General features: G+C 71.0%; 24 protein-coding genes. 8 read left to right on the forward strand and 16 right to left on the reverse strand.

Annotated features, from left to right (window positions below):
* Positions 1-109 precede the first annotated feature (109 nt).
* The 10 genes from AB0I59_RS27440 to AB0I59_RS27485 form a co-directional block, all read right to left on the reverse strand.
* Positions 110-1303: an acetyl-CoA acetyltransferase gene (locus tag AB0I59_RS27440; protein WP_061252720.1), complete on the reverse strand. Its 1194-nt coding sequence runs from the start codon at positions 1301-1303 to the stop codon at positions 110-112.
* Positions 1300-2706, reverse strand: a complete 1407-nt coding sequence (locus AB0I59_RS27445) for an OB-fold domain-containing protein (protein WP_358137411.1) — start codon at positions 2704-2706, stop codon at positions 1300-1302. The genes AB0I59_RS27440 and AB0I59_RS27445 overlap by 4 nt, the downstream gene beginning before the upstream one ends.
* Positions 2703-3914, reverse strand: a complete 1212-nt coding sequence (locus AB0I59_RS27450) for an acetyl-CoA C-acetyltransferase (RefSeq protein WP_061252719.1) — start codon at positions 3912-3914, stop codon at positions 2703-2705. The genes AB0I59_RS27445 and AB0I59_RS27450 overlap by 4 nt, the downstream gene beginning before the upstream one ends.
* Entirely contained in the window at positions 3911-5209 is a 1299-nt protein-coding gene (locus AB0I59_RS27455; RefSeq protein WP_358137414.1) for an acetyl-CoA hydrolase/transferase family protein, read from the reverse strand. Before AB0I59_RS27455 ends, AB0I59_RS27450 begins: the two co-directional genes overlap by 4 nt.
* Positions 5202-5423, reverse strand: a complete 222-nt coding sequence (locus AB0I59_RS27460; RefSeq protein WP_358137417.1) for a hypothetical protein — start codon at positions 5421-5423, stop codon at positions 5202-5204. The genes AB0I59_RS27455 and AB0I59_RS27460 overlap by 8 nt, the downstream gene beginning before the upstream one ends.
* Positions 5424-5436: 13 nt before the next feature.
* The gene (locus tag AB0I59_RS27465) at positions 5437-5931 is read right to left on the reverse strand and encodes an aromatic-ring-hydroxylating dioxygenase subunit beta (protein ID WP_061252717.1); all 495 of its coding nucleotides are present in this window, start codon (positions 5929-5931) and stop codon (positions 5437-5439) included.
* Entirely contained in the window at positions 5928-7178 is a 1251-nt protein-coding gene (locus AB0I59_RS27470; RefSeq protein WP_358137420.1) for an aromatic ring-hydroxylating oxygenase subunit alpha, read from the reverse strand. The genes AB0I59_RS27465 and AB0I59_RS27470 overlap by 4 nt, the downstream gene beginning before the upstream one ends.
* Positions 7175-8872, reverse strand: a complete 1698-nt coding sequence (locus AB0I59_RS27475) for a class I adenylate-forming enzyme family protein (RefSeq protein ID WP_082776452.1) — start codon at positions 8870-8872, stop codon at positions 7175-7177. Before AB0I59_RS27475 ends, AB0I59_RS27470 begins: the two co-directional genes overlap by 4 nt.
* Before the next feature lie 76 nt (positions 8873-8948).
* Complete coding sequence (locus AB0I59_RS27480; RefSeq protein WP_358137423.1) at positions 8949-10592, reverse strand: class I adenylate-forming enzyme family protein; 1644 nt, start codon at positions 10590-10592, stop codon at positions 8949-8951.
* Between the two features lie 193 nt (positions 10593-10785).
* Positions 10786-11586, reverse strand: a complete 801-nt coding sequence (locus AB0I59_RS27485) for an enoyl-CoA hydratase/isomerase family protein (RefSeq protein ID WP_061252714.1) — start codon at positions 11584-11586, stop codon at positions 10786-10788.
* Between the two features lie 93 nt (positions 11587-11679).
* Between AB0I59_RS27485 and AB0I59_RS27490 the strand changes: the two genes are divergently transcribed.
* Positions 11680-12708, forward strand: coding sequence for an MBL fold metallo-hydrolase (locus AB0I59_RS27490; RefSeq protein ID WP_061252713.1), 1029 nt, complete (start codon positions 11680-11682; stop codon positions 12706-12708).
* Between the two features lie 24 nt (positions 12709-12732).
* Here AB0I59_RS27490 and AB0I59_RS27495 read toward each other — a convergent pair whose 3' ends face one another.
* From AB0I59_RS27495 to AB0I59_RS27510, 4 genes are read right to left on the reverse strand one after another with little or no spacing between them, the layout of a single operon-like run.
* Positions 12733-13542 (reverse strand): enoyl-CoA hydratase/isomerase family protein, encoded by an 810-nt coding sequence (locus tag AB0I59_RS27495; RefSeq protein WP_061252712.1) that lies wholly within the window; start codon positions 13540-13542, stop codon positions 12733-12735.
* A gap of 1 nt (position 13543) precedes the next feature.
* On the reverse strand, positions 13544-14347 hold the full coding sequence (locus AB0I59_RS27500) for an enoyl-CoA hydratase/isomerase family protein (protein ID WP_358137429.1): 804 nt from the start codon (positions 14345-14347) through the stop codon (positions 13544-13546).
* A complete protein-coding gene (fabG, locus tag AB0I59_RS27505) occupies positions 14344-15129 on the reverse strand; it encodes a 3-oxoacyl-ACP reductase FabG (RefSeq protein WP_435831093.1) in 786 nt (261 codons plus the stop codon). The genes AB0I59_RS27500 and fabG overlap by 4 nt, the downstream gene beginning before the upstream one ends.
* A complete protein-coding gene (locus AB0I59_RS27510; RefSeq protein WP_061252710.1) occupies positions 15126-15578 on the reverse strand; it encodes a MaoC family dehydratase in 453 nt (150 codons plus the stop codon). Before AB0I59_RS27510 ends, fabG begins: the two co-directional genes overlap by 4 nt.
* A 158-nt stretch (positions 15579-15736) precedes the next feature.
* Here AB0I59_RS27510 and AB0I59_RS27515 point away from each other — a divergent pair, with 158 nt between their 5' ends.
* From AB0I59_RS27515 to AB0I59_RS27540, 6 genes are all read left to right on the forward strand, one after another.
* Positions 15737-16534 (forward strand): SDR family NAD(P)-dependent oxidoreductase, encoded by a 798-nt coding sequence (locus tag AB0I59_RS27515; RefSeq protein WP_061252709.1) that lies wholly within the window; start codon positions 15737-15739, stop codon positions 16532-16534.
* Between the two features lie 57 nt (positions 16535-16591).
* Positions 16592-17746 carry an acetyl-CoA C-acetyltransferase gene (locus AB0I59_RS27520; protein WP_061252708.1) on the forward strand — a complete coding sequence of 385 codons (1155 nt, stop codon included), beginning with the start codon at positions 16592-16594 and terminating at the stop codon, positions 17744-17746.
* A gap of 2 nt (positions 17747-17748) precedes the next feature.
* Positions 17749-18903, forward strand: coding sequence for an acyl-CoA dehydrogenase family protein (locus AB0I59_RS27525; RefSeq protein WP_061252707.1), 1155 nt, complete (start codon positions 17749-17751; stop codon positions 18901-18903).
* 334 nt (positions 18904-19237) lie between these two features.
* Positions 19238-20395, forward strand: coding sequence for an acyl-CoA dehydrogenase family protein (locus AB0I59_RS27530; protein ID WP_061252706.1), 1158 nt, complete (start codon positions 19238-19240; stop codon positions 20393-20395).
* Entirely contained in the window at positions 20392-21177 is a 786-nt protein-coding gene (locus tag AB0I59_RS27535; RefSeq protein WP_358137436.1) for a TetR/AcrR family transcriptional regulator, read from the forward strand. The genes AB0I59_RS27530 and AB0I59_RS27535 overlap by 4 nt, the downstream gene beginning before the upstream one ends.
* Before the next feature lie 99 nt (positions 21178-21276).
* Entirely contained in the window at positions 21277-22452 is a 1176-nt protein-coding gene (locus tag AB0I59_RS27540) for a CaiB/BaiF CoA transferase family protein (protein WP_358137439.1), read from the forward strand.
* 67 nt (positions 22453-22519) lie between these two features.
* Here the strand turns inward: AB0I59_RS27540 and AB0I59_RS27545 are convergent, their stop codons facing one another.
* Positions 22520-23371, reverse strand: a complete 852-nt coding sequence (locus AB0I59_RS27545) for an HpcH/HpaI aldolase/citrate lyase family protein (protein ID WP_061252704.1) — start codon at positions 23369-23371, stop codon at positions 22520-22522.
* A 353-nt stretch (positions 23372-23724) separates the two neighbouring features.
* A complete protein-coding gene (locus AB0I59_RS27550; RefSeq protein WP_358137442.1) occupies positions 23725-24228 on the reverse strand; it encodes a DUF5713 family protein in 504 nt (167 codons plus the stop codon).
* Between the two features lie 127 nt (positions 24229-24355).
* Here AB0I59_RS27550 and AB0I59_RS27555 point away from each other — a divergent pair, with 127 nt between their 5' ends.
* Entirely contained in the window at positions 24356-24988 is a 633-nt protein-coding gene (locus AB0I59_RS27555) for a hypothetical protein (RefSeq protein ID WP_358137445.1), read from the forward strand.
* Positions 24989-25139 lie beyond the last annotated feature (151 nt).

Genomic DNA, 25139 nt, shown 5'->3' on the forward strand with positions numbered 1-25139 from the left:
GAATAAATACTACCGCCAGGTCGAGCTCTCGTACCCGGCGCGGTCAGGCGGAGCGTCCGGTGGCCGCCCCCGGCCCCGGCCATGGACACGGAGCCGGTCCCGGCCGGTGTCAGCCCGGCTCTGCGCCGACCAGGGAGACGAAGGAGACGCAGGCGCCCGGGCGGCCGCCCAGATTGTGGGTGAGCGCGAGCCTGGGGTCGCTCAGCTGCCGCTGCCCGGCCTCGCCGCGGAACTGCAGCCAGCACTCATAGAGCATCCGCAGCCCGCTCGCGCCGACCGGGTGGCCGAAGGACTTCAGGCCGCCGTCCGGGTTGACGGGCAGCCGCCCGCCTAGCTCGAAGGCGCCGTCCAGGATGTCCCGCCACGCCTCCCCCCGCTCGGCGAAGCCGAGGTCCTCCATCAGCACCAGTTCGGTGGGCGTGAAGCAGTCGTGCACCTCGGCCAGCGAGATCTCGGTGCGCGGATCGGTGATCCCGGCCTGCCGGTAGGCGTCGCGAGCGCTGCGCACCACCTCCGGGAAGGTCGTGTAGTCGAAGTCCGCGTCCATGGCGGCGCGCCCAGGCCCGGCCGTCAGCGACAGCGCCTTCACCAGCACGGGCCGGTCGGTGTACAGGTGGGCGTCCTCGGCCCGGACGATCAGCGCGCACGCGGCGCCGTCGGAAACGCCCGAGCAGTCGAACACCCCGAGCCGCCCGGCCACCAGCGGCGCCGCGGCGATCTTCTCCTTGGACACCGCCGAACGGAACTGCGCCTTGGGATTGAGCGCGCCGTTCGCGTGATTCTTCCAGGCCACGTGCGTCATGGCGTCCCGCATGTCCGCGGGGTCCACGCCGTACCTCGCGCAGTACGCCGGGTCGAGCAGCGAGAACGCCGCCGGAGCGGTGAGCGTGTTCTCCGGAGCCGTGCCGTCGCCGGGCGGGTCCATCCGGGTCAGCCCGGAGAAGCCGGAGTCCTTGAGCTTCTCCACCCCGACCGCCATGACCCGGTCGTACGCTCCGGACGCCACCGCGTAGCAAGCGTTGCGGAACGCCTCGGAGCCGGTGGCGCAGTAGTTCTCCACCCGGGTGACCGGGCGGTAGTCCAGGGCGAGCGGGCGGCTGAGGGTGAGGCCGGACTGTCCCGAGCCGAGCGTGCCGAGCCAGAACGCCTCCACGTCCGCCAGATCCGTGCCCGGCACGGCGGCGAGGCACTCCCCCACCGCGTCGATCAGCAGATCGTCGGCGGAGGCCGACCAGTGTTCGCCGAAGCGGGTGCAGCCCATCGCGACGATCGCGACCCGGTCCTTGATGCCCTTGGTGCTCATCTCTCGCCCTCCACGGGCCGTACCTTCCAGAAGTAGTTGTGCACTCCCCCGGTCGTGTGGAGCCTGCGGAACGTCGTCTCGACGCGCATGCCGATCGTCACCTCGTCCGGTGCGGCGTCGGCCAGCTCCATCGTGTACCGGCCGCCGCCGTCGAAGTCGACGACCACGTCGATCAGCGGCGGCGAGGGAGAGTAGGCCAGCCGGTCCGCGGTGAAGGTGGCGACGGTGCCCCGCGCACCGGACAGCGGGTGGAGCTCCATCTCGTCCACGGCACCGCAGCCCTTGCACACCCGGGCCGGGGGAAGGTGGACGAAGCCGCAGCCGCGGCACCGCGACCCGGTGAAGGCGAACTTCCACGCCTGCGACCGGGCCGACGGCGGCCCCGCGGGCAGTTCCGGCTCGGGACGCCGGGGCGGCTCCCGGTCCAGGAGGCCGCGCCAGGTGAGATAGGTGGCGTACGGCACAGCCCGCCCGGCGGCGAGCTGCGCGGAGACCGGACGGGCCTGCCGTCCGCGCTCGATGCGGTCCGTGACACGGAGCACCAGCGCGTCGCAGCCGTCCACGGCGGCGAGCACCAGGACGGTCTCGCCCGGGGCCGCCCGATCCAGGACGTCCGCCAGGCCGAGGCCGACGTCCGCCGCGCCCGCGTGGCCCGGCATCCTCCCCACCGGAACCCGCGCCGGGAACAGCCCCGCCGCTCGCCTGATCACCAGCGGGTTCGGCGAGGAGAGCACGACATGGTCGGGCGCCCCGACGGCCGCCTCCTTCAACGCCCGCCGCCCCGCCTCCGTGATCAGCGGCAGGTAGCTCTCCAGCCCGAAACGCTCCTCCCACCGGCGGGCGGCCGACTCCCCGGGAACGCGCCAGCGGTCGAGGAACTCGGCCGTCACCGACACGCGGGCGACGATCTCGGCGATCGCGTGACCGGGATCGCCGAACAAGAACGCCGCCGCCCCGTCGGCACCGTCGCGCTCGTCGGCCGAGCCCGGCAGGCCGGTACGGACATCCGCGAGTACGGCGAGGCCCCCGGTCGCGGCGGCGGCGAGCAGGGCGCCCGCGCCACACCGCGCCGACCCGGCCAGGTCCACCGCGAAACCGTCGATGCCCGGGCCGTCCGCACCCTGGCCGAGCGCCGCGTGCACGGCGGCGGCGTTGGTCTTGTCGAGATACGCGGGCGAGGTGGTGGCGAAGTAGATCGCCTCGGGCCGCGCCCCCGCCACCCGCCGGGCGGCTTCGATCCCGAGCGTGGTGCTGTCCTCGTCGAAGGAGGCGGCCACGCGGCCCCCCGGCCCGCCTCTGCCGCCGAGCGCGGCGGCGAGGTCCGCGTGCCGCAGCCGGTGCCGTGGCAGGTGGGTGGCATAGGCCACGAGTCCCTTCGGCGCGGCCCGCCTGATGTGCGTCACGACACCCCCTCGAACAGGGCGGCCATGCCCTGGCCGCCGCCGACGCACATGGTCTCCAGGCCGTAGCCGCCGCCCCGCCGACGCAGCTCGTGCAGCATCGTGGTGAGCATGCGTACCCCGGTCGCGGCGATCGGGTGCCCGAGCGAGATACCCGAGCCGTTGACGTTCAGCCGGTCGCCGAGGTCGGCCGGGTCGTCGAACCCCCAGGCCTTGAGCACGCCGAGCACCTGGCAGGCGAACGCCTCGTTCAGCTCCACCAGGTCGATGTCGTCGAACTTCACGCCGGTGGCGGCGAGCAGCCTGGCCACGGCAGGCACCGGGCCGAGGCCCATGGTGGCCGGTTCGCAGCCCGCCGCGGCCCAGCCGACGAGGAATCCCAGCGGTTCCAACCCGAGCTCGTCCAGCTTGTCCTCGGCCACCAGCAGGCAGGCCGCCGCGGCGTCGTTCTGCTGGCTGGAGTTCCCCGCGGTCACGGTGCCGCCCGGCATCAGCGTCCGCAGCCTCGACAGCTTCTCGGTGTCGGTGTCCGGGCGGATGCCCTCGTCGCGTTCGAACGACACCGGGTCGCCGTGTCGTACCGGCACCTGGACCGGGACGATCTCGTCGTCGAAGGCGCCCGCCTCCCACGCCGCGGCGGCCCGGCGATGGCTGCCCGCGGCGTACGCGTCGGCCTGCTCGCGGGTGATCCCGTACTCGCGGGCCACGTTCTCGGCCGTCTCGATCATCCCGGATATGCGGCCGAAGCGGCCCTCGGGCTGGGACCGCTCGCGGCCCCGGTCCAGCCGGTCGTACAGGTGAACCCCGCCGGAGCGGCTGCCCCAGCGGACCTTGGTGGAATAGTGCTCGACGTTGCTCATGCTCTCCACGCCGCCGGCCACCACCACGTCGGCGGCTCCGGTCTGCACCATCATCGCGGCGGTGACCACGGCCTGCAGGCCGCCGCCGCACCGCCGATCGATCTGGAAGCCGGGGACCTCCACCGGCAGGCCGGCGTGCAGTGCGGCCCAGCGGCCGACGCACGGCGTCTCCGAGTTGGCGTAGGACTGCGCCATCGCCACGTCCTCGATCCGTCCGGGGTCGATACCCGAGCGCTCGACCACGGCCTTGATGACGGTGGCCGCCAGATCCTCCACGGGTACCGGGCGCAGGGTTCCGCCGAAGGCGCCGACCGGTGTGCGGACCGGTGCGACGATCGCGGCTCTTCTCATAGGTGGCACTCCTTCTCGAGCGCGGGGCGATGGTCAGGGTGGGCGATGGCGAGCATCCGGGCGCGCCGCTCGTCCAGGGACCGCCCGCGCAGGTCGGCGACGCCGTACTCGGTGACGATGATCCCGGCGTCCGCGCGGGGCGTGCTGACCGGACCGCTCAGCTTCGCCACGATCCGGCTCACGGTGTTCCCGGCGCCTGATTCCGCTGTGCCGGATCTGGCCGTGCCGGATCTCGCTGTGGACGTCAGGGCCACGATGGGCAGGCCGCCCCGTGAGCGGGCCGCGCCACGCAGGAAGTCGATCGCGCCGCCGACGGCTCCGACGTACGACCCGCGCGCGACCTCGGCGTTGATCTGGCCGGACAGGTCCACCTCGATCGCCGAGTTGATCGCGACGAAGCGCTCCTGGGCCGCGAGCACGCCGGGATCGTGGGTGTGGCGCGTGTCCCGCAGTTCGATCGCCGGGTTGCGGTGGGCGTAGCGGAACAACCGCGACGAGCCCATCAGTGCCCCGGTGACCGTGCGGCCCCTGTCGACCGTCTTGCGGGCGCCGGTGATCACTCCGGCCTCCATCAGATCGGCGACGGTGTCGCCGATCAGGCCCGAGTGGACGCCCAGATCACGGCGGTCGGCCAGCCGCGCGACGATCGCCTCCGGCAGCGCTCCGAGCCCCAGCTGCAGGGTGGCGCCGTCATCGACCAGATCGGCGACGTGGTCGGCGACCCGTTCCTCGACGGCGCCCGGCTCGTTCCTGAGGATCTCGGCGGGTGGTCGGGAGGTGTGCACGATCACGTCCAGGTCGGCGGCGGTCAGCGTCCGCGTCCCACGCGTCCAGGGCACCTGGTCGTTCACCTCGGCGATGACCACGCGGGCCCGGTCGATCGCGGCGGACAGGTACTCGTCGGCGAGGCCCAGGCTGTGGCGACCGGCCGCGTCCGCGGGTGACAGCTGGACCAGGGCGACGTCGACGGGGAGTATCCGGCTCTCGATGAGGTCCGGCAGTGTCGAATAGTGGACCGGCAGGATGTCCAGGACCCCCGCGCGGTGCATCGCCCGGTTGCCGCCACTGCCGCAGTAGGACAGGAACGACACGTGGTCGGCGTGCTCCGGGCGGACCGTGCCCGAGGCGGGGGCGCCGACGAAGCACCGGAAGCCGCCGATCGCGGCGCGCTGCTCCATGAGCCGCTCGGTGAGGGTGAGCGGCTCGGCGCACGCCTGCCCCCAGACGACCGTGTCGCCGGGCCTGACGTGGGCCGCAAGGTCCAGCCGCCCGATCCGGTCGAGGATCTCAGCCATCGCGGCGGCCGTCGCTCCAGCGGCCGGCCGACGGGTCCAGCAGCTCACGCATCCGCTCGTCGGGCAGCCAGGCGAGCGCCTCCAGTTCCAGCGCGTCCAGGTACCGGACCCGGCCGCCGCGTAGGTCGGTAAGACGCAGACGTGGCCCGTTGGCCTCGGTGTCGAGGCTCACCGCCACCTCCGCGAACTCGCTGGCGATGATCCACTGATCCACTGTCCCGGCTCCTTCAGATCAGGAACGCCAGGGTGGAGAGCGCCTCCGCGCTGTCCACCAGGACGACCTTCTTGTAGGCCAGCCGGATGTCGTCCTCGACGCGGCGCAGCCGGTAGGTGGTGCGGCCCGCCCACATGGTGGTCCCGCGCTCGCGGGACTCGATGAGCAGGAAGTTCGCCCCGACCACGGTGTCGGCCCCTTCGACCGCGACCACCTCGATGTTGGAGATCAGCCGCCGCATGTTCGACGGAGGCGACTGGGCATACCGCTTACCCGTCTTGAGCTGGCTGATCCGGGTCCGGATGCGGCTGCGGTTGTCGTAGATCACCGACATCAGCCGCTGGGGATCGGCGTCAGGGCTTCCTGCGGGCACCCAGTAGAGGGCGTCGTCGGTCCACAGGGCCTCCCATCCGTCGTAGTCGTGCTCGTCGGCGAGCCGCGCCTCCCGGTAGAGGAACCGCTCGACCTCCCGGAGATCCAGGCCTGTGTGTTCGGCCAGGCTGCTCACCGCGCGTCCTCCCGTTCCATCAGGCTCCGGTAGTGCGACCAGAACCCGCGCATCCCCGTCTCGTCGTTGGCCGCGCCGACCCGGAATCCGTTCTCGTCGACGCGCTCGCGACCCACGCCGCGGCGGATGTCGAGCCATTCGGGCATCCGGGCGGCCATGCCGCGCTGGTTCCGCTCGTACATCTCGGAGTCGTCGGCGAGCAACATGCCCGCGGGTCCGACCGAACCGACGCACTGCGACAGCAGCCTGCGGTTCATCTCCGGCGCGCCCTTGAGCTGCACGGCGGTGACGTTCTGCACGGTCTCGTCCACCGCCGTCGGCTGGATCATGAAGACGCTGATCTCGGCGACGAAGAGGTTGGGGAAGACCATGACGTGCGGTGCGCCCTCGATGAGGATCTCCTCGGCCTGCGCGCCGTGGAGCTCGCGCATCTTCGCCACGTACTCGGGGACCTTGGCCTCGGACGTTCCGAACCAGGTCATCGGCGTGCCCATCCGGCGGAACTCCGGGCGCAGGTCGTTCTCACTGTGGCCGCCGCCGAGGTCGCGGGTGACGGCGGTCGACTTGTCGCTGTAGAGGTTGCCGATGTGGCTGCCGGTGACGCTGAAGACGGAGCCGTGCACGAACTGCGGGTGGTAGCCGTCGGTCTCGTTCTCGACCAGCAGCTTCCAGTTCGCCTTCGCGCGGTGCTTGAGCCAGCCGGCGGTGAGCTCGACCTCTCCCTCCGGGGAGAGCCTGGCCAGCCGATCCAGTTCGCCCGCCGCGGCGCCGAGGTGCTCCTTCAGGCTGGGGCCGTCGGCGGCGAAGCTGGCGAACACGAAGCCCTGGTAGGTGTCCACCCGCGGCACCCGGCCGAGACCGAGGGACAGCTTGCCCTTGCCGCCGTACCCCTGGTTGTAGGGGTAGCCGAGCATCTCCCCGGTGTTGCGGTACGTCCAGCCGTGGTAGGGGCAGCGGAAGGAGCCGGAGTTGCCCCGCTCGTCCTCGCAGACCAGGTTGCCCCGGTGCGCGCACCTGTTGAGCAGCAGGCTGATCTCGCCGTCGGTGCTCCTGGTCATGATGACGTCCTGCGCGGCGACCTTCTTGCGTACGTAGTCGCCGGGCCGCGCCACCTCGCTCGCGTGCCCGACGCACACCCAGGTCCGGTACCAGATGCGGTCGAGCTCTTCCGCGAAGATGCTCGGATCGGTGTACAGCGAGCCGTGCACTCTCTCGGGCTGGATCAGCTCCGAGTACTGGACGGTCACGACGTTCCTCCTTCGATTCGTGCCTTGGCCTGCTGGACGAGCCGAAACTTCTGGATCTTTCCGGTCGGTGTGGTCGGCAGCTCGGACGGCTCCGCGAAAAGCACGTGCTTGGGCACCTTGAAGCGGGCCAGGTTCTCCTTGCAGAGCGCGATGACCTCGTCGGCGTCGAGCCGCGCGCCGGGCTCGGGGACGATCCAGACACACCCGGTCTCGCCCCACCTCTCGTCGGGTACGCCGACCGCGTATGCCTGGCTGACGCCGGGATGCTTGGTGAGCAGGTCCTCGATCTCCTTGGGCATCACCAGCTCGCCACCGCTCTTGTAGAGCTCCTTGCTTCGGCCGGTGAGTTCCAGGTATCCGTCGTCGCGTACGCGGCCGAGGTCGCCCGAGTACACCCAGCCGTCCCTGAGGGCGAGCGCGGTCTCGGCCGGCTTGTCCCAGAAGCCCAGCATGTGTGTCGGGCCGGTGGAGACGATCTCCCCCTCGGCGCCGGGCGGCAGGAACTCTCCCGTGATCGGGTCGGCCGTCCGGTAGACGCAGATGTCACCGGGCAACCCGGCGACGCCCGCGAGCTTCGGCCGGCCGACGGTGTCCGAGGCGCGCTCCAGCGGGTCCTCGGGCAGGGACATCGTCATCGCCCCGCCGCACTCGGTCATGCCGTACCCGGTGGTCACCTCGGTGACGCCGAGCTCGGCGCGCACCTGCTCCCACAGCCAGACCGGGGAGGGCGCGGCGCCGGAGAGGATGGCGAACAGCGAGGACAGGTCACGCGTGACCCGGTCGGGGTGCTCGAGCAGCGCGACCGTCATGGTCGGCACGCACAGGATCTCGGTGGCCCGATGGCGCTCGATCCCCTCGAAGTAGCGGGCCGGGCTGAAGGCCGGCTGCGGGATGATCGCCCCGCCCACCATCATGGCGGCCAGCAACCCCTCCACGTAGCCGAACATGTGGTAGCACGGCAGCGAGAACAGGATGCGCCGGCCGTCCTCGAACGCCCGGGTCAGCGCGGAGGCGTAGCCGGTGCGCTGCACCGCGTCATGGGTCACCATCACGCCCTTGGGCGAGCCGGTGGTGCCGGAGGTGTAGAGGATGTCCCCGAGATCGTCGGGGTTCCGCGTGCCGGGCACGGCCGCGCCGGGGTTGCGCGCGCCGACTTCGCCGAGGCCGTCAACGGTGAGAGCACCCTCGCGGGTCCTCCCGTCCGTGGACAGCAGCACGACCTGCCGCAGGTCCGGCAGCGTCTCGCTCCCGCCGCGGTCCCATCCGGGGGCGACGTTGTCGAGCATGTCCAGGTAGTCCAGCCCGGCGAAGCCGGTCATGGTGATCAGTGCGTCGCACTTGGACTGGGCGAGGACGTAGGCGAGCTCGTCCTGCCGGTACAGGTAGTTGAACGGAATGGCGACCGCGCCGGCGCGGGCGATCGCGAACTTCAGCGGGACGAACTCCAGGTAGTTGGCCATCAGCAGGCCGACCCGGTCACCCGGCCGGACTCCGAGCGCCACGAGCCCGTCGGCGAGCCGCGCCGACCACTCGGCGGCCTCGGCGTAGGTCAGGGTCCGCTCGTCGGTCAGGACGAGCGGGCGCTCGCCGAACTCCTCCGCGCAGCGGTCCAGCCGTGCGTCGAGAGTGAGCGGCGTCCACACGGGGAACCGCTCGCTCAGCTGCTCGCGGCGCTCATCGACACTCGGGATCACAGAGAACCTCCTGGAGTTCATTTAATCTTAATTAGATTAATCGGTCAAGGCATGCGGATGCCCGGTGCCGCGGCCGTCAGTTCGCCGGCGTCAGCCGGCCCTCGGCGATGGACGACCTGATCGTGGGCTTGTGCGACTTGCCGGTGGCGGTCAGCGGCAGAGCGTCCACGAAGAACCAGTGCTGCGGGACCTTGTACGGCGAGAGTCGCTCCCGGCAGTGCGCGACCAGCTCCTCCATGAGCCCGGGACGGCCGGGCTCGCGCGGCACGACCACAGCGCCGACCGTCTCACCCCACCGGTCGTCGGCCACTCCCACGACCGCGGCGTCCACCACGGCCTCGTGCGCGACCAGGCAGGACTCGATCTCGGCCGGCGCGATGTTCTCCCCGCCGCGGATGATCAGGTCCTTGATCCGGCCGGTGACGGTCACGACGCCCCGCTCGTCCATCGTGCCGAGGTCGCCGGTGTGCACCCAGCCGTCGGCGTCGACGGCGAGCGCGGTCGCCTCGGGGTCGTCGTAGTACTCGATCAACTGCTGATAGCCACGGGCGCAGATCTCGCCCTCGCTCCCGAGCGGCCGCACCTCTCCGGTGACCGCATCGGCGATCTTGCAGTCCACCTGCGGGATCGGGCGTCCCACGGTGTTCACCAGGTCTTCCGGGGTGTCCGACCTACGGGTCAGGGTGAGCACCGGAGCGAGTTCCGTCTGCCCGAACAGGTTGTGCACCGAGGCGCCGAACTCCCGCGACACGGCCTCGATCACCGCGCCGGGAACGTTCGCACCGCCGCCGACCACGGCGGTCAGCCGCGGCATCGGCCCGGCTCCGGCCCGCGCGGCCTGAAGGACCGCGATCAGGATCGTCGGCACGTAGAACAGCACCGTGGCCGACTCCCGCTCGATCAGTCCCAGCACGAAAGCGGGATCGAACCGCTCGACCAGGAGCACGGTCCCGCCCAGCCACAGCGGGCCGAGCGTCGAGATCACGCAGGCGGCGGTGTGGAACATGGGGAGTGGCGCGGCGCACACAGCCCCAGCGGGTATCTCGGCGACCTCCACGGTCAGCTTCGCCACGTTGACCAGGGCCCGGTGGGACAGCAGCACCCCCTTCGGCTTGCCGGTCGTGCCCGAGGTGTACTGCAGCATCACCGGCGAGTCCGGGGTGATCTCCGGCCTCGGCGAATCCCCGGGATCGGCTGTCCAAAGCTCGGGGTGGGAGAGGCTGATCGTGTGCCGGAGCGCCGGGCAGTGCGGGCCGACCTCGCTGGCGACCGCCGCGAGGTCGTAGTCGCGGCTGCGGTCGGCGTGCAGCAGCACGACGGCACGTGAGTGGTTCAGCGCGTAAAGGAGTTCGTCCTGACGCAGCACCGGGTTCAGCGCCACCAGGGTCACCCCGGCCAGCGCCGCGCCGTACTGGATGATCGGCCACTCCACCACGTTGTGCGCCCACAGAGCGACGTGCTCGCCCGGTTCGGCGAGCCGCCGCAGCCCCGCGGCCACCCGCCGCGCCTCGGTGTACAGCTCCCGATAGGTGAGCCTGCGCTCCTCGCCGGTGCCGTGCGCGCTGCCCACGAGGGCGAGTGAGTCGGCGTGGGTCACGGCGCGCTCCGCGAGCAGCGAGCCGACCGTGTGCTCGATGAGCGGCACGCTGGTGTCACGCGGCCAGAAGGATTCCCGCAGCGGCAGGGCCACCTGCGGATGAGTGATCTGATGAGTGGTCACGGGTCCTACCTCCGGGGTGCGAAACCGACTCTCGCGGGACGGCGGGTACGTGATCGGCCGGCTCACATCGCGAGGTGTCGCACACGCTACATAATCTAAATTAGAAACGTAAGACCCCAAATGTCGCGGCGTACCCGCCGGGACGCGGATCCCGCGCCCGGCTTCCGGAGGGGATCGCCGGGCACGGGACCGCCTACCTGCCCAGGAAGACCGGCGGGCGGCGTTCGTGGAACGCCGCCACACCCTCGGCGAAGTCGTCGGTGTCGAACAGCCGGACCTGGTTTTCGACCTCGCACGCCAGCACCTCGTAGGGGTCGGACGGTCCCTCGACCAGCATCCTCTTGATCGCGGCGAGCGCCAGCGGCGGCCCCGCGGCCAGCCGCTCCGCGTCGGCCAGCGCGCCGTCCAGCGCGGCGCCGGGTTCGGTCAGGACATCGGCCAGTCCCATGGCCAGCGCCTCCTCCCCGCGGACCTCGCGGGGCAGCATGAGCATCCTGCGCGCCGCGGCCGCTCCCGCACGCCGCCGCAGCGACCAGAAGACGCCCAAGTCACCGGCGAGCCCCACCCTGGTGAACGTCGCGCTGAACGTGGCGTCGGAGGCGGCGACCACGTGGTCGCAGGCGAGGGCGAGCGCCGCCCCGGCGCCGAAGGCGAAGCCCTCGACGGCGGCGAGCACGGGCTTGGGCCCGGACCACATCGCGCGCACGATGCGCTGCGCCGCCTCCGCCCTGGGCCGGGTCAGCTCGGGCGACTGGCGGCGCATCGTCGAGATGTCACCACCGGAGCAGAACGTGCCGCCGGCCCCGGTCAGCACGATCACCCGTACCGCCGCGTCGGCCATCGCCTCCTCGATCCGCTCCGCGAGCACGACTCGCAGGGTCATGTCGATGGCGTTGCGACTGCGTGGCCGGTTCAGGGTCAGCACCCGTACGGCCCCGTGGTCCCGCACGAGGACGCGGGCACTCTCGCTGGTCACGTCGGGTTGCTGCGGCATGTTCCCACCCTCAGTTTTTGAATTTATTTTCAAATAATAGAGTAGGCCCGTCCCGGACTACGAGACAAGCCACCAGTGGTGAGGAGACGACCCATGACGATCGCAGAGCAACCCGAGGACTGGACCGAGCCGGGCGCCCATCCGGTACGGCCCGGCGTGCACCGGGTGCCGCTGCCGCTCCCTTCGAACGGCCTGCACGCGGTGAACGCCTACGTGATCGAGAGCCCCGAGGGGCCGGTGGTCGTCGACTCCGGTTGGGCGATGCCGGACACGGAGAAGGCGCTGGCCGACGCGCTGAGAACGCTCGGACACCGGCTGGCGGACGTCGCGTGCGTCCTGGTGACCCACGCCCACTGGGACCACTATTCCCAGGCCCTGGCGCTGCGCGGCGCCTTCGGCACCCGGGTGCGGATCGGCCGGGGGGAGCGGCCTTCCATCGAGGCGTTCGACCCGGAGAAGGGGCTCTACCCTCGCCAGGTCGAGCTGCTGCGCCGCTGCGGGGCCGCGGAGATCGCCGATCGCATCGCCACCGTGGAGATCTCCGATCACGAGCGCGACGTGCCGTGGAAGCTCCCCGACGGCTGGCTGGACAACGGCGAGCGGGTGTCCCTCGGCCCGGTCGGGCTCGACGTGTTCGCCACCCCCGGGCACACCAGGGGGCACGTGGTGCTGCGTGACGCCGCGGCCGGCCTGCTGTACGCGGGCGACCACGTGCTCCCCCACATCACCCCGTCCCTCGGGCTTGAGGTCGTCCCCGATCCCAAGCCGCTCCGCAGCTATCTCGACTCCCTGCGGTTGGTCCGCGGGATGCCCGACACCCTGCTGCTGCCCGCGCACGGTCCGGTGACCCCCAGCGTCCACACCCGGGTCGAGGAGCTGCTGGTCCATCACGAGCAGCGGCTGGACGCCACCTTGCACGCGGTCCGCTCCGGGGCGGGAACCGCGTACGAGGTGGCCCTGGCCCTGCCGTGGACCCGCCGGCGGCGCACGCTGGACGACCTCGACCTCTTCAGCCAGATGCTCGCCGTACTGGAGACGGACGCCCATCTGGATCTGCTGACCGACCAGGGCGTGCTCGTCGCCGCCGATCTGGGCGGCGTCCGCGCGTACGCGCGGTCCTGAGATCACGCGTGTGCGCGTACGGCGTCAGCGGCCGGTGAAGACCGGGCTCCGGCGTTCGATCACGGCGGCCAGGCCCTCGCGCGCGTCGGCCGTGCCGGACAGCTCGGCGACCGTACGCGCCTCCTCGGGCAGCCTGGCCTCCACGTTCGCCCCGAGGCCGTCCCAGAGCAGGCGCTTGGTGGCGGCCAGCGCCCGGGGGGCGCCCTCGGCGAGCGCGCGGGCCAGCGCCAGGCCCTCGTCGTACAGGATGTCGTCCGCGACCACCCGCGTGATCAGGCCGATGTCGAGGGCCTCGGCGGCGCTGAGCACCGGGTTGGTCAGCACGATCTCCATCGCCTTGCGCAGCCCGACCAGCCGGGTGAGGGTGACCGACACACCCGCGTCGGGCGCCATGCCCACCCGGGTGGCCCCAGCCAGGAACCTCGCCGACTCGGCGGCGAGCACCAGGTCGGCCGCGCACACCAGGCCGAACCCGCCGCCGCCCGCGGCGAAGCCGTGTACGGCGGCCACCACAGGCGCCTGCAGCCGCATCAGCGCCGACGTCGAGATCTGCAGCCAGGAGGTGGCCTCGCGCAGGTAGTCGGGCAGACCCTCCCCCTTGGCCGCGAAGGTCTTGACGTCGCCGCCGGCGCAGAAGTTCCTGCCCTCTCCGGTGAGCAGCACGGCCCGCACGCCCGGCTCGCCGTGGCAGCGCATGACCGCTGTGTAGAGCGCCCGCAGGAACGGCACATCCATCCCGTTGGACGCCTCCGGCCGGTTGAGCCGCAGGCGGGCCACCCCGTCCGCGTCGAGGTCCAGCAGCACCGGGCCGGAATCGATCAGTTCACGTGTCATGTCAGGCTCCCTTGAAAGCGGCGATGCCCGCCGCGGCGGCCTCCCCGCCGAGGTGGTCGAGCACGGTCTCCATCTCGAGCGCGAGCCCTTCCGCCGACGGCAGGTCCAGTCCGGCGTACACCAGGCGCTTGATCCTGGTCAGCGCGTCACGGTTCCGCCCGGCCAGGTTCGTGACGAACGCGTTCACCGCATCGTCGAAGCCGTCGGAGGGCAGCGACCGGTAGGCCAGCCCCCAGGCGACCGCCTCGGCCGCGGTCAGCCTCTCACCGGAGAGAATGTGGCCGAGTGCGCGCTGCCGCCCGACCAGCCGGGGCAGCCGCTGGGTACTGCCTCCGCCCGGCACCTGCCCGAATCTGGCATGGTTGTCGGCGATCCTCGCGTTCTCGTGCACCAGCACGACGTCGCAGGCCTGCATCAGCTCGAAACCGCCGGCCATCGCGTACCCCTCGACGGCGGCGACCACGGGCACCGGAAGTCCGGCGATGGCGGCGCAGGCCCGGCCGAAGTTCGCGAACAGCGGGCGCATCGCCTCCCTCCCCCGGACACGCAGCCGTTCGAGCTCGTGGAAGTCACCGCCCACGGAGAAGTTCCCGCCCGCCCCGCGCACCAGGATGACGTTCACCTGGTCCGCGAGCCGGAGCAGCGCCCGCTCGAGCTCGGCCCCGAGCTCGACGGTGATCGCGTTCATCGCCTCCGGGCGGTTGAGCACGATGTGCCCGACCCCACCGTCCACCCGGGTCCGCACGCCGTCAGCGGCCACCGGAGGCGCGGGCGTGCCGGTGTGCCCATCGGTTCGCTCGCTCACATCAGCCTCCCGCCGCCGACCTCGAGGACCGCCCCCGTCATGTAGCTCGCCAGATCCGAGGCGAGGAACAGGACCGCCCCCGCGACCTCGCGCGGCTCGCCCGCCCGCTTCATCGGGATGTCGGCCTCGCGGGCGGCGAAGACGTCGGGCGGCATCGCCTCGCTCATCGCCGTACGGATGAGGCCGGGCTGCACGGCGTTGACCCGGACCCCACGGTGCGCCAGTTCCTTGGCCGCGGCCTTGGTCAGGCCGACGATGCCCGCCTTGGCCGCGCTGTAGTTGGTCTGGCCGGGGTTGCCGGACTTCCCCGACAGGGAGGAGATGTTGACGATCGAGCCGGAGCCCGCCTCGCGCATCACGGCCGCGGCGGCGCGCACACCCAGCCAGGTGCCGCGCAGGTGCACATTGATCACCGCGTCGAAGTCCAAAACGCTCATCTTCTTCAGCGAGGCGTCCCTGGTGATGCCGGCGTTGTTGACGAAGACGTCCAGCGATCCGAACCGTTCGACGGCGCCCGCGACGAGAGCGTCGACCTGGGCCTCGTCGGTGACGTCGCAGCCACACGACCAGACGGCCCGCTCGTCCCCGAGCCCCGCCGCGGCCGCCGCCACCTCCTCGGCGTCCCGGTCCGCCAGGACTACCCGGGCTCCGTGTTCACGCAGCAGACGGGCGATCTCCAGCCCGATGCCGCGGGCCGCGCCCGTCACGATCGCGGTACGGCCCGCCACCAGCCCGGCCTCCATCCCTGGCGCTGTCCCGGCATCCGTCCCTGCCGCGCTCATGCGAAGTACCGCACGACCGACTCGGCCACGCACACAGGCTTGCCGGCGCCCTCGGCCTCGATGGTGGTGGACAGCACCGCCTGGGCCGCGCCGTCCATCAAGGTGACCTCCGCGAGCCGCGATGTCGCCCGCACCTTCGAGCCCACCCGGACCGGCATGGGGAAACGCACCTTGTTCAGGCCGTAGTTGACCGCCATCCGAACGCCGTCGACCCGGTAGATCCGCTGGAAGAACACCGGGAGCAGCGACAGCGTGAGGAAGCCATGCGCGATCGTCCCCCCGAAGGGGCCGTCCTTGGCCCGCTCCACGTCGACATGGATCCATTGGTGGTCACCGGTGGCGTCGGCGAACCCGTCGACGCGCTCCTGCTCGACCGTGATCCAGTCGCTGGTGCCCAGCACCTCTCCGCGCGCCTTCACAAGCTCGTCGAGGCCACTGAAAACCCTCATGTTCCCTCCTCGGATGGGGGTGCCGCCGCACCCGGCTTTCTGTTCTAATCTAGATTAGATAAGAATCCAGTTACAAGGCCGGGTCCTGCCGCGACCCGTGGCACCCCGGCCCATCCGGTCCGGGAGCATCCGGCCCCAGCGCGAAGGAACGCAGCGACATGGATCTTGGTCTCACCGGCGCTCGGGTCCTGGTGACCGGCGGCGCCTCCAACATCGGGCGGGGCATCGTGCACGGCTTCGCCGCCGAAGGCGCGCGGATCGCCATCTGCGACCTCGACGGGGAGCAGGCCGGGCGGGTCCGCGGCGAGGCCCTGGACCGCGGAGCCGCCTCCGTCGAGGTCGTACGGTCCGACCTGGCCGAGGAGGGCGCCGCCGCCCGCGCCGCCGGCCGGGTGCTGGACGCCTGGGGGGGCATCGACGTGCTGGTGAGCAACGCGGGCATCAGCATCCCCGGGTTCATCGCCGAACACACCGACCGCGCAGAATGGCAGCGCACCTTCGAGGTCAATCTCTTCGCGGCGATCGAGTGCACGCAGGCCGTGCTCGGGCCGATGCGCGAGGCCGGCGGCGGGTCCCTGGTGTACATCGCAAGCGACGCCGCGTTCGGCGAGATCCGGCAGGGCGTCTACGGCGCCTCCAAGGCGGGCGTCGTCGCTCTGGCCCGGACGACCGCCAGGGAGCACGGACGGCACGGCATCCGTTCCAACGTCGTCTGCCCCGGCCTGGTCATCCCCGAGGGGCCGGAGGCCGTCGCCGCCACCAGCCTGTGGGCGCGAGGCCAGGGCGCGATCTTCAACGACCGCCAGGTCGACTACATGCTCAAGGCCACCCCGCTGCGCCGGCTGACCACGGCGAGGGACATCGCCGAATCCGTGCTCTGGCTCGCCTCCCCGGTGGCGGCCCGGCAGGTCACCGGGCAGGTGATCTCGGTCAGCGGAGGTTACGCGATGCCCTGAGCCGCAGTCTCACCCAGCTCTTGTGGAATTCGCCCCACTTATCGCATGGAGGAAGAAATGCCCGAGGCCTACATCGTTGACGCCGTCCGGACCGCCACCGGCCGGCGCGGTGGCGGGTTCGCCGCCGTACACCCCGCCGATCTGGGCGCCGCGCCGATCCGCGCCCTGGTCGAGCGAAGCGGCCTCGACCCGGAGACGATCGACGACGTCGTGTACGGCTGCCTGGACGCCATCGGCTCGCAGGCCGGTGACATCGCCCGCACCGCGGCACTCGCCGCGGGACTGCCCGAGTCGGTCCCCGGCGTGACCGTCGACCGGCAGTGCGGATCGGCGCAGCAGGCCGTGCACTTCGCCGCGCAGGCGGTGATGAGCGGCACCTCCGACCTGGTCATCGCCGGCGGTGTGCAGAAGATGAGCCAGTACCCCATCCTGTCGGCGTTCGGCGCCGGCGAGCCGTACGGCGCGACCGACCCGTGGACCGGTTGCAAGGGCTGGGAGGCCCGTTACGGCCACGAGGAGATCTCCCAGTTCCGCAGCGCGGAGATGATCGCGGAGGAGTGGGGCTTCTCCCGCGAGGACATGGAGCGCTTCTCCCTCGAGAGCCACCGGCGGGCCGTCGCGGCACGCCGGGAGGGCCGCTTCGACCGCGAGATCCTGTCGTACGAGGGGGTCGAGCACGACGAGGGCCCGCGCGCGGACACCTCGCTGGACAAGATGGCCGGGCTGAAGCCCCTCACGCCTGGCGGGCGGCTGACCGCCGCGGTCTCCAGCCAGATCTCCGACGCGTCCGCGGCGCTGCTGATCGCCTCCGAGCGGGCCGTACGCACGTACGGTCTCGTCCCCAGGGCCCGGATCCACCACCTTTCCGTGCGCGGCGCCAGCCCGGTCAACCTGCTGGTCGCACCGCTGCCGGCCACCGAGCACGCGCTGCGCAAGGCCGGCCTCACCATCGATGACATCGACGTGGCCGAGGTCAACGAGGCGTTCGCCAGCGTGGTGCTGGCCTGGCAGAAGCACACCGGCGCCGACCCCGCCCGCGTGAACGTCAATGGCGGCGCCATCGCGCTGGGCCACCCGATCGGCGCCTCCGGCGCCCGCATCATGACCACGCTGCTGCACGAGCTGGAGCGCACCGGCGGACGGTACGGCCTGCAGACGATGTGCGAGGGCGGCGGCCAGGCCAATGTCACCATCATCGAGCGGCTCGGCTGATCATGCGCCGCGATCTCTATACCGATGATCATGAGCTGTTCCGGCAGACCGTACGGGAGTTCCTGGTCCGCGAGGTGATCCCCCACTACCGCCGGTGGGAGGAGGAGCGCGGCATGGACCGCGCGGTTCTCGCCTCCGCGCGCAGGCAGGGCGTCGCCGGTCTCGAGATCCCCGAGGAGTACGGCGGCGCCGGGGTGAGCGACTACCGCTACCGCATGGTGGTGTGCGAGGAGGTGGCCCGCGCGCAGGCGACGACCTTCACGGTCACTCTGGGGCTCCAGGACGACCTGGTCCTGAACTACCTGCTGGACCTCACCACCGAGGAGCAGAAGCAGCGCTGGCTACCCGGGTTCGCCGGCGGCGACGTGATCGGCGCGCTGGCGATGACCGAGCCGGGAACGGGCAGCGACCTCCAGGGCATGCGCACCGCCGCCCGGCGTGACGGCGATTCCTGGCTGCTCACCGGGCAGAAGACGTTCATCAGCAGCGGCGTCACCGCGGACCTGGTGATCGTCGCCGCGCGTACCGACCCCGAGGCGGGGTCGCGCGGCTTCAGCCTGTTCGTCGTCGAGGAGGGGATGCCCGGCTTCACCCGGGGCCGCAAGCTCGACAAGCTCGGACTGCACGGCCAGGACACCGCGGAGCTGTTCTTCGAGGACGTCCGGGTGCCGCAGGCCAACCTGCTGGGCACCGAGGGGCACGGACTGCGACACCTGATGAGCCATCTGCCCCGCGAGCGGCTGGGAATCATCGCGCAGTCCATGACGGGTGCGCGGGCCGTCTACGAGTTGACCAGGGACTACTGCTTCCAGCGCGAGGCCTTCGGCCGCCGGATAGGCGATTTCCAGGCGACCCGCTTCGCGCTGGCGGAGATGGAGACCGAGCTGGACATCGCCCAGGCCTACACCGACAGGTGCGTGCTCGCCTACAACGCCGGCGAGCTGACGCCCGTGGACGCGGCCAAGGGAAAATGGTGGATCAGCGAGCTGCAGAAGCGCGTCGTCGACCGGTGCCTGCAACTGCACGGCGGTTACGGATACATGACGGAGTACGCCGTCGCCCGGGCCTTCGTCGACACCCGGATCCAGACCATCTACGGCGGCACCACCGAGATCATGAAAGAGATCATCGGCCGGGACGTCGCGGCGCGGTCCTAGGGAGTGTCTGACGAATGCCGCCCGTCGCGAACGCGGATCCAGATGGATGCCTCGCAAGGCGGAGGAGAAGGTCGGAGCGGGAGCCTCCGGCCGACATTCCCGGGCCCCGCGGAAACTCCGAGCCTGCGAGGCGTTTTCGCGGGTGGGGCGACAACGCGGCGAGGCGCCGTCTGGGCCGTGCGCGGCAGGGCTGGATTTCTCAGACACGACCTATGGCCCTCCGGGCCGGGACCGTGCGTCCCGGCCCCGGGTCTCGAAATTCTCATCCGTATCAAGACATTTGCGAGGCTGCCGGCCGGGACCACACGACCGGCGGCACACGAGAGGAGCCGAGATGGCAGCGCTGTCCGAGGAGGAGCAGGCGATCGTGGCGACGGTCCGGGACTTCGTCGACCGCGAGGTCCGGCCCGTCGCGCGCGACCTGGAACACGCCGATGAGTACCCCGAGGCGCTGATCGAGCAGATGAAACGACTCGGCATCTTCGGTCTCGCCGTGCCCGAGCCCTACGGCGACGTCCTGGTCTCCACCGCTTGTTATGTCATGGTCACCGAGGAACTCGCCCGGGGCTGGATGAGCCTGGCCGGCGCCATGGGCGGGCACACGGTGGTCGCGAAGCTCATCTCGATCTTCGGCACCGAGGAGCAGAGACAACATTACCTGCCGCGCATGGCCACCGGTGAGGTCCGTGCCACGATGGCACTCACCGAGCCGGGCGGCGGCTCCGACCTGCAGGCCATGACCACCGTCGCCCGGCATGGGGACAACGGTTACGTGATCAACGGCGCCAAGACCTGGATCACCAACTCCCGCCGCTCCCAGCTCATCGCCCTCCTCTGCAAGACCGACCCGGCCGCGAAACCGGCGCACACCGGCATGAGCATCCTCCTGGTCGAGCACGGCCCCGGACTGACGGTCTCCCGCGACCTGCCCAAGCTCGGCTACAAGGGCGTGGAGAGCTGCGAGCTGTCCTTCGACGACTACCGCGCTCCCGCCTCCGCGTTGCTCGGCGGCGTGGAAGGCCAGGGGTTCGCGCAGATGATGAAGGGGCTGGAGACCGGCCGCATCCAGGTCGCCGCCCGCGCGCTTGGCGTGGGGCGGGCCGCGTTCGACGACGCCCTGCGGTACGCCCAGGAGCGCGAGAGCTTCGGCAAGCCGATCTGGAAGCACCAGTCCATCGGCAACTACCTCGCCGACATGGCCACCAAGCTCACCGCCGCGCGCCAGCTCGTGCTGTACGCCGCCGAGCGCGCCGACACCGGGCAGCGCTGCGACCTCGAAGCCGGGATGGCCAAGCTCTTCGCCTCCGAGACCGCGATGGAGATCGCGCTCAACGCCGTGCGGATCCACGGCGGGTACGGCTACTCCACCGAGTTCGACGTCGAACGCTACTTCCGCGACGCCCCGCTCATGATCGTCGGGGAGGGCACCAACGAGATCCAGCGCAACGTCATCGCGGCGCAGCTGGTGAGCAGAGGGGGCCTCGACACGTGATCGACACGCCCTCATCGATCCCCCGGGGCCATGGGCAGACGGTTCCATCGGGCGGCGGAGCCGTCTCCCGTGACCGGTCGGCGCACGGAAAACCCCGGACGAGGCCCGTCGCGAAGGACCCGCACGGCGCGAAGTCCAGCCGTACCCGCGAGCGCATCCTCGACGCGGCGGCGCACGTCCTCAGCCGCAAGGGCTACGCCGGGACACGCCTCGGCGACATCGCCGACCAGGCACAACTCCAGGCACCCGCGATCTATTACTACTTCAGGTCACGCGAAGAGCTGATCGAAGAGGTCATGTGGACCGGCGCGCAGCGCGTACGGCAACACGTCGGCCAGGCCCTCGACGCGCTGCCCGCCGAGACCGCCCCGATGGATCGGATCTGCGCCGCCGTCGAAGCCCACCTCCGCATCGAGCTGGAACTCTCCGACTTCGCCACCGCCCTGATCCGCAACTCGGGCCAGGTTCCGGAGGATCTGCGCACCCGCCAGCTCGCCGAGGAGGCCGAGTACGGCAAGCTGTGGCGCGACCTTTTCCGCGACCTCGACGACGCCGGTGAACTCCGCCCCGAGCTCGACCTGCGCATCGCCCACATGCTGGTGGTCGGCGCCCTGAACTGGGCGGCCGAGTGGTGGAACCCCAGGCGCGGCTCGTTCGAGACGGTCGTCCGCACCGCCCAGTCACTCGTCCGGCACGGCCTCAGCGGCAGATCACACCTGGCCGAGCCGCCCCGGCCGGGCGTGATCCATGGGCAGCGGCACCCGGCTCGCCGAACGCCCTGATCCCCCGTCCCCGCTCCTCGCGACCGGGCGCTCGGAACCCATGGACGTGATTTCACCAAACAGGCGGCGCCACGCGTCGCCGGATCGACTGGAGTGACGATGAACAGCGGGCCACTGTCCGGAGTCAGGGTGCTGGAGCTCGCCGGGATCGGACCGGCGCCCTTCGCCGGGATGACGCTGGCCGACCTCGGCGCCGAGGTCGTCCGCGTCGACCGGCCCGGAGGCAGCGGGTTCTTCCCCGGAGCCGAGCATCTCGACCTGTTGAATCGCGGTAAGAAATCCATCCTCCTCGATCTCAAGCGGCCGCAGGCGGTGGCGACCGTACTGGACATGGCCGCCGAGGCCGACGTGCTGATCGAGGGGTACCGTCCGGGTGTCGCCGAGCGGCTGGGGCTTGGTCCCGGCGAGTGTCAGGCGCGGAATCCCCGGCTGGTCTACGGCCGGATGACCGGCTGGGGACAGGACGGTCCGCTGGCACGGACGGCGGGCCACGACATCGGCTACATCGCGCTGACCGGCGCCCTGCACGCCATCGGCGAAGCGGGCGGGCCGCCGCGGATACCGCTCAACCTGGTCGGTGACTTCGGCGGCGGCGGGAACTATCTCGTGATCGGAGTGCTCGCCGCCCTGCGCGAAGCGGATCGCACCGGGCGCGGGCAGGTCGTCGACGCCGCGATCGTGGACGGCGCCGCGCACCTCCTGGCCGGGACGCACATGATGCTCGCCACCGGCACGTGGGTGGACGAGCGCGGCGCCAACCTGCTCGACGGCGGGGCGCCCTTCTACTCCGTGTACGAAACCGCCGATGGCCGCCACATGGCCGTCGGCGCTCTGGAGCCCAAGTTCTACGTCGAGCTGCTCGCGGGACTCGGGCTGGACGACGACCCGGCCAGGCAGCATGACCGGACTCTCTGGCCCGCGCTACGCGCCCGGATCGCGGCCGCTTTCGCCGCCAGGACGCAGGCGGAGTGGTCGGGGATCTTCGCCGGGTCCGACGCCTGCGTGGCTCCGGTGATGAGCCTGCGCGACGCCGCGCATCACCCGCACATCAAGGCGCGCGGTTCCATCGTGGAGCACGACGGGCTGCTTCAACCCGCGCCCGCGCCCCGGTTCTCCCTGACCCCTACCATGCTCGGCACGCCCCCTCCGGTCCCGGGCAGGCACACCCTGGAGGTCCTCGACGAGTGGGGTGTGCCCGATGCGGCGGCCCTGATCGAATCCGGAGCGGCGGTGCAGGTGTCCGCCGACGCGACGAAGGATCCGCGCCGTGGATGAGTCCGTGGCGGACCCGGTGAGCCGCCTGCCGTACGGGCGGGGGCGGCCCATCGGGACCGTGTGACCCTCAGCGGCGCACTCCGTCCACCCGCGCCAGGACTCGCCTGGCCGCCACCGCGACCGCTTCGTCGATCATCTTGCCCTCAAGCTCGACGGCGCCCCTGTCGGCGCCGTGCAAGGCGTCAAGTACGGCACGGGCGTGGGCGACCTCGTCCGCGCCCGGGGTGAACACGGCGTTGACCGTGCCGATCTGGCGCGGATGGATCACCCATTTGCCGTCGAAACCGAGTTCTTTCGCGTGCTGTGCGCGGCGGCGGAACTCCTCATCGTCGGCGACGCCGAGAAAGGGGCCGTCGATGGCCGCCAGGCCCGCGCTCCGCGCGGCGACCAGCACCGCGTCCTGGGCGTAGGACCACCTGTCGGCCGACCGCCCGAGCGACGCGCCCAGGTCGGCGTAGCCGAGGATGAGCGTGCGCAGCCGAGGTGTGGCCGTCACGATGTCCCGCAGGTTGGCCAGGCCCTTCGCGGTCTCGATCAGCGCCTGCACGCCGAGCGGTTCGCCGAGCCCCGAGGCCGCCTCTGCCCCGTCGAGCAGCCGGTCGAGGAACTCCAGGTCCCCCGCGCTCTCCACCTTGGGCAGCACGACGGACTCGGCCGGCCCGTCTGGTCCGGCGCAGGCGGCGATGTCCAGATGACACCACGCGGAACGGGCGGCGTTCACCCGGACCGCGACCCGCGAACCCGTGCGACCGGACAGGGTGGTGACGAGGTCGCGGGCCTCCGCCTTGCGCGCGGCCTGTACGGCGTCCTCGAGATCGAGCACGATCTCGTCGGCCTCCGATTCCCATGCCTTGCGGATCTTCCTGGCATCCATTCCCGGAACCGACAGGCACGAACGAGGTGCGGCGGTAGGTGTCATGACTCTCCCATCATTATTTAATCTATATTAGATTATCAGCGTGGGAGACGAAGTATGTGGCAGGGCCGGCCGCCTTGGTCACGTACGTGGCACTGCGGCAGGGCGATGGACTGCTGGTTCCTGGAGGCCGGTAGGCAGGGCATGGCCCGGCGGTCGCGGACGATGCCGGGTACCGGATCCGTATGGGCGGCCCTCGGCCAGGTTCAGGCCGGTGACGACGACCATGTGGCCGTCACAGACGAGCAGCGTGGTCGGCCAGGAGGCGGGCCACGCGGCGTGGGGAGATGGGCAGGCGGTCGGCTTCGACCCGGCCCTGGGTGGTGTGGTCACCATTGCGGTCCGGCGAGGAGGAATCACCAATCCCGGGCGGCGACCAACTCTTCCGCGTCCGCCTCCGCGAACCCGTATGCCGACGCCACGAACCAGAAATCCTCGGCGATCATCTCTCGTGCAGTTGTCTCGATCCCGCTGCCGGCCGCCTCGAAATCCGCCTCCAGCGTGTTGAACTCCTCCGTCGCAGCCTCCGTGAGCACGTACAGCGCCGCCAGATCCGACGGCCGCTCGGCCTCTATCCGCTCGCACAGCCTCAGCAGGATCGCTTTCCCCTTGTCAACGACATGGTCCGGGAAGTACCCGTCCTCGTACATGCCCCTGAGAAACGCATGGGTGGCCACCTGCTGGTTTGTGGGCGACACCGCAATCTCCTGTTCTGTAATACGGCCGGTGTCTCGATACTGCACCGCACCACTGACAACGCTCGTCGGGCCCGCGGCGGACATGATGCGCCAGATCGAACTCAGGTATCGGCGGAAGGGCCGCCACGAACCGCGGGCGAGCATCATGGAGACAGACACCATGCATGGATGATCGTCATGGGGATGGGTCATGAGACTCCGCCGGTACCGTCGACTGCCGCTCCGCGTATCGTTGCCCAAGCGTTCCCTCGGGCGGTGGATCGTGGTCGCGGTCGGTCTGGGTGTACTCGTGGCGGCGCTCGCCGCCGGCGCCGAACCGTATCTGCAGACCCGGGAGTTTCGCGAGGCCGTGGCGTGCGAGCGGGGCGCCGGCGATTGTTTCGGCAACGAGCCGGGCTCCATTGTCGGGCGGCGTACCTATACCACGACGACGACGAACACCGACGCCAATGGCAACACGACCACGACCACGACCACCCACTACGAGGTCACCTGGCGGCGGGCCAACGGTTCCCGGCAGACCCGCGACGTGTCGTCGAGCTTGTACGGCAAGGCCCGGGAGGGACAACCGGCCACACTGCGGCTCTGGCGCGGGGAGGTCGTCGGCGTGGAGGTGATGGGTGAAACACAGTGGTTCCTGCCGGAGTCCGGCAGAACGCTCGGCTACTCGCTGTCCCTGGCCTTCTTCGGCCTCGGGGTCCTGCTGTGGGGACTGCTGTTCGGCTGGTGGGACGGGGTCTTCATGCTCGCCTTCCGCACGTTCGCCTGGATGTTCATGAGTATCGTGCCGGTGAGGATGACGACGGATGCCTTGGCCTACGGCCTGGACACCGGGGTTGGTCTCGTCATGGAGATCGTGTTCGGCGTCTTCTTCACCGGGATCGCCGGGTGGATGCTTTTCGGCTCGCTCGACGAGTGGTGACAGGCGTGACCGACCGGTCCACCATGCCGGGACGGTGCCGCCTCCGGACGGACCATCGATCGAAGCCGCCGACCGCGTCCGGTACCGGCTGCGCATTCTTCCCTGAGGATTTCCCCGACGGTGGACGGCGCGACCGTGATGCGGAGCATCG

Source organism: Microtetraspora glauca (assembly GCF_040656155.1).
In the GTDB taxonomy this organism is placed as follows: Bacteria; Actinomycetota; Actinomycetes; order Streptosporangiales; family Streptosporangiaceae; genus Microtetraspora; species Microtetraspora glauca.

What these genes read in the sequence shown, in the direction of transcription:
- AB0I59_RS27440 (WP_061252720.1), bottom strand. Translation starts at nt 1,303, where the DNA reads ATGAGCACCAAGGGCATCAAGGACCGGGTCGCGATCGTCGCGATGGGC.
- AB0I59_RS27450 (WP_061252719.1), bottom strand. Translation starts at nt 3,914, where the DNA reads ATGAGAAGAGCCGCGATCGTCGCACCGGTCCGCACACCGGTCGGCGCC.
- AB0I59_RS27455 (WP_358137414.1), bottom strand. Translation starts at nt 5,209, where the DNA reads ATGGCTGAGATCCTCGACCGGATCGGGCGGCTGGACCTTGCGGCCCAC.
- AB0I59_RS27485 (WP_061252714.1), bottom strand. Translation starts at nt 11,586, where the DNA reads ATGCCGCAGCAACCCGACGTGACCAGCGAGAGTGCCCGCGTCCTCGTG.
- AB0I59_RS27490 (WP_061252713.1), top strand. Translation starts at nt 11,680, where the DNA reads ATGACGATCGCAGAGCAACCCGAGGACTGGACCGAGCCGGGCGCCCAT.
- AB0I59_RS27495 (WP_061252712.1), bottom strand. Translation starts at nt 13,542, where the DNA reads ATGACACGTGAACTGATCGATTCCGGCCCGGTGCTGCTGGACCTCGAC.
- fabG (WP_435831093.1), bottom strand. Translation starts at nt 15,129, where the DNA reads ATGAGCGCGGCAGGGACGGATGCCGGGACAGCGCCAGGGATGGAGGCC.
- AB0I59_RS27510 (WP_061252710.1), bottom strand. Translation starts at nt 15,578, where the DNA reads ATGAGGGTTTTCAGTGGCCTCGACGAGCTTGTGAAGGCGCGCGGAGAG.
- AB0I59_RS27515 (WP_061252709.1), top strand. Translation starts at nt 15,737, where the DNA reads ATGGATCTTGGTCTCACCGGCGCTCGGGTCCTGGTGACCGGCGGCGCC.
- AB0I59_RS27520 (WP_061252708.1), top strand. Translation starts at nt 16,592, where the DNA reads ATGCCCGAGGCCTACATCGTTGACGCCGTCCGGACCGCCACCGGCCGG.
- AB0I59_RS27525 (WP_061252707.1), top strand. Translation starts at nt 17,749, where the DNA reads ATGCGCCGCGATCTCTATACCGATGATCATGAGCTGTTCCGGCAGACC.
- AB0I59_RS27530 (WP_061252706.1), top strand. Translation starts at nt 19,238, where the DNA reads ATGGCAGCGCTGTCCGAGGAGGAGCAGGCGATCGTGGCGACGGTCCGG.
- AB0I59_RS27540 (WP_358137439.1), top strand. Translation starts at nt 21,277, where the DNA reads ATGAACAGCGGGCCACTGTCCGGAGTCAGGGTGCTGGAGCTCGCCGGG.
- AB0I59_RS27545 (WP_061252704.1), bottom strand. Translation starts at nt 23,371, where the DNA reads ATGACACCTACCGCCGCACCTCGTTCGTGCCTGTCGGTTCCGGGAATG.
- AB0I59_RS27550 (WP_358137442.1), bottom strand. Translation starts at nt 24,228, where the DNA reads ATGGTGTCTGTCTCCATGATGCTCGCCCGCGGTTCGTGGCGGCCCTTC.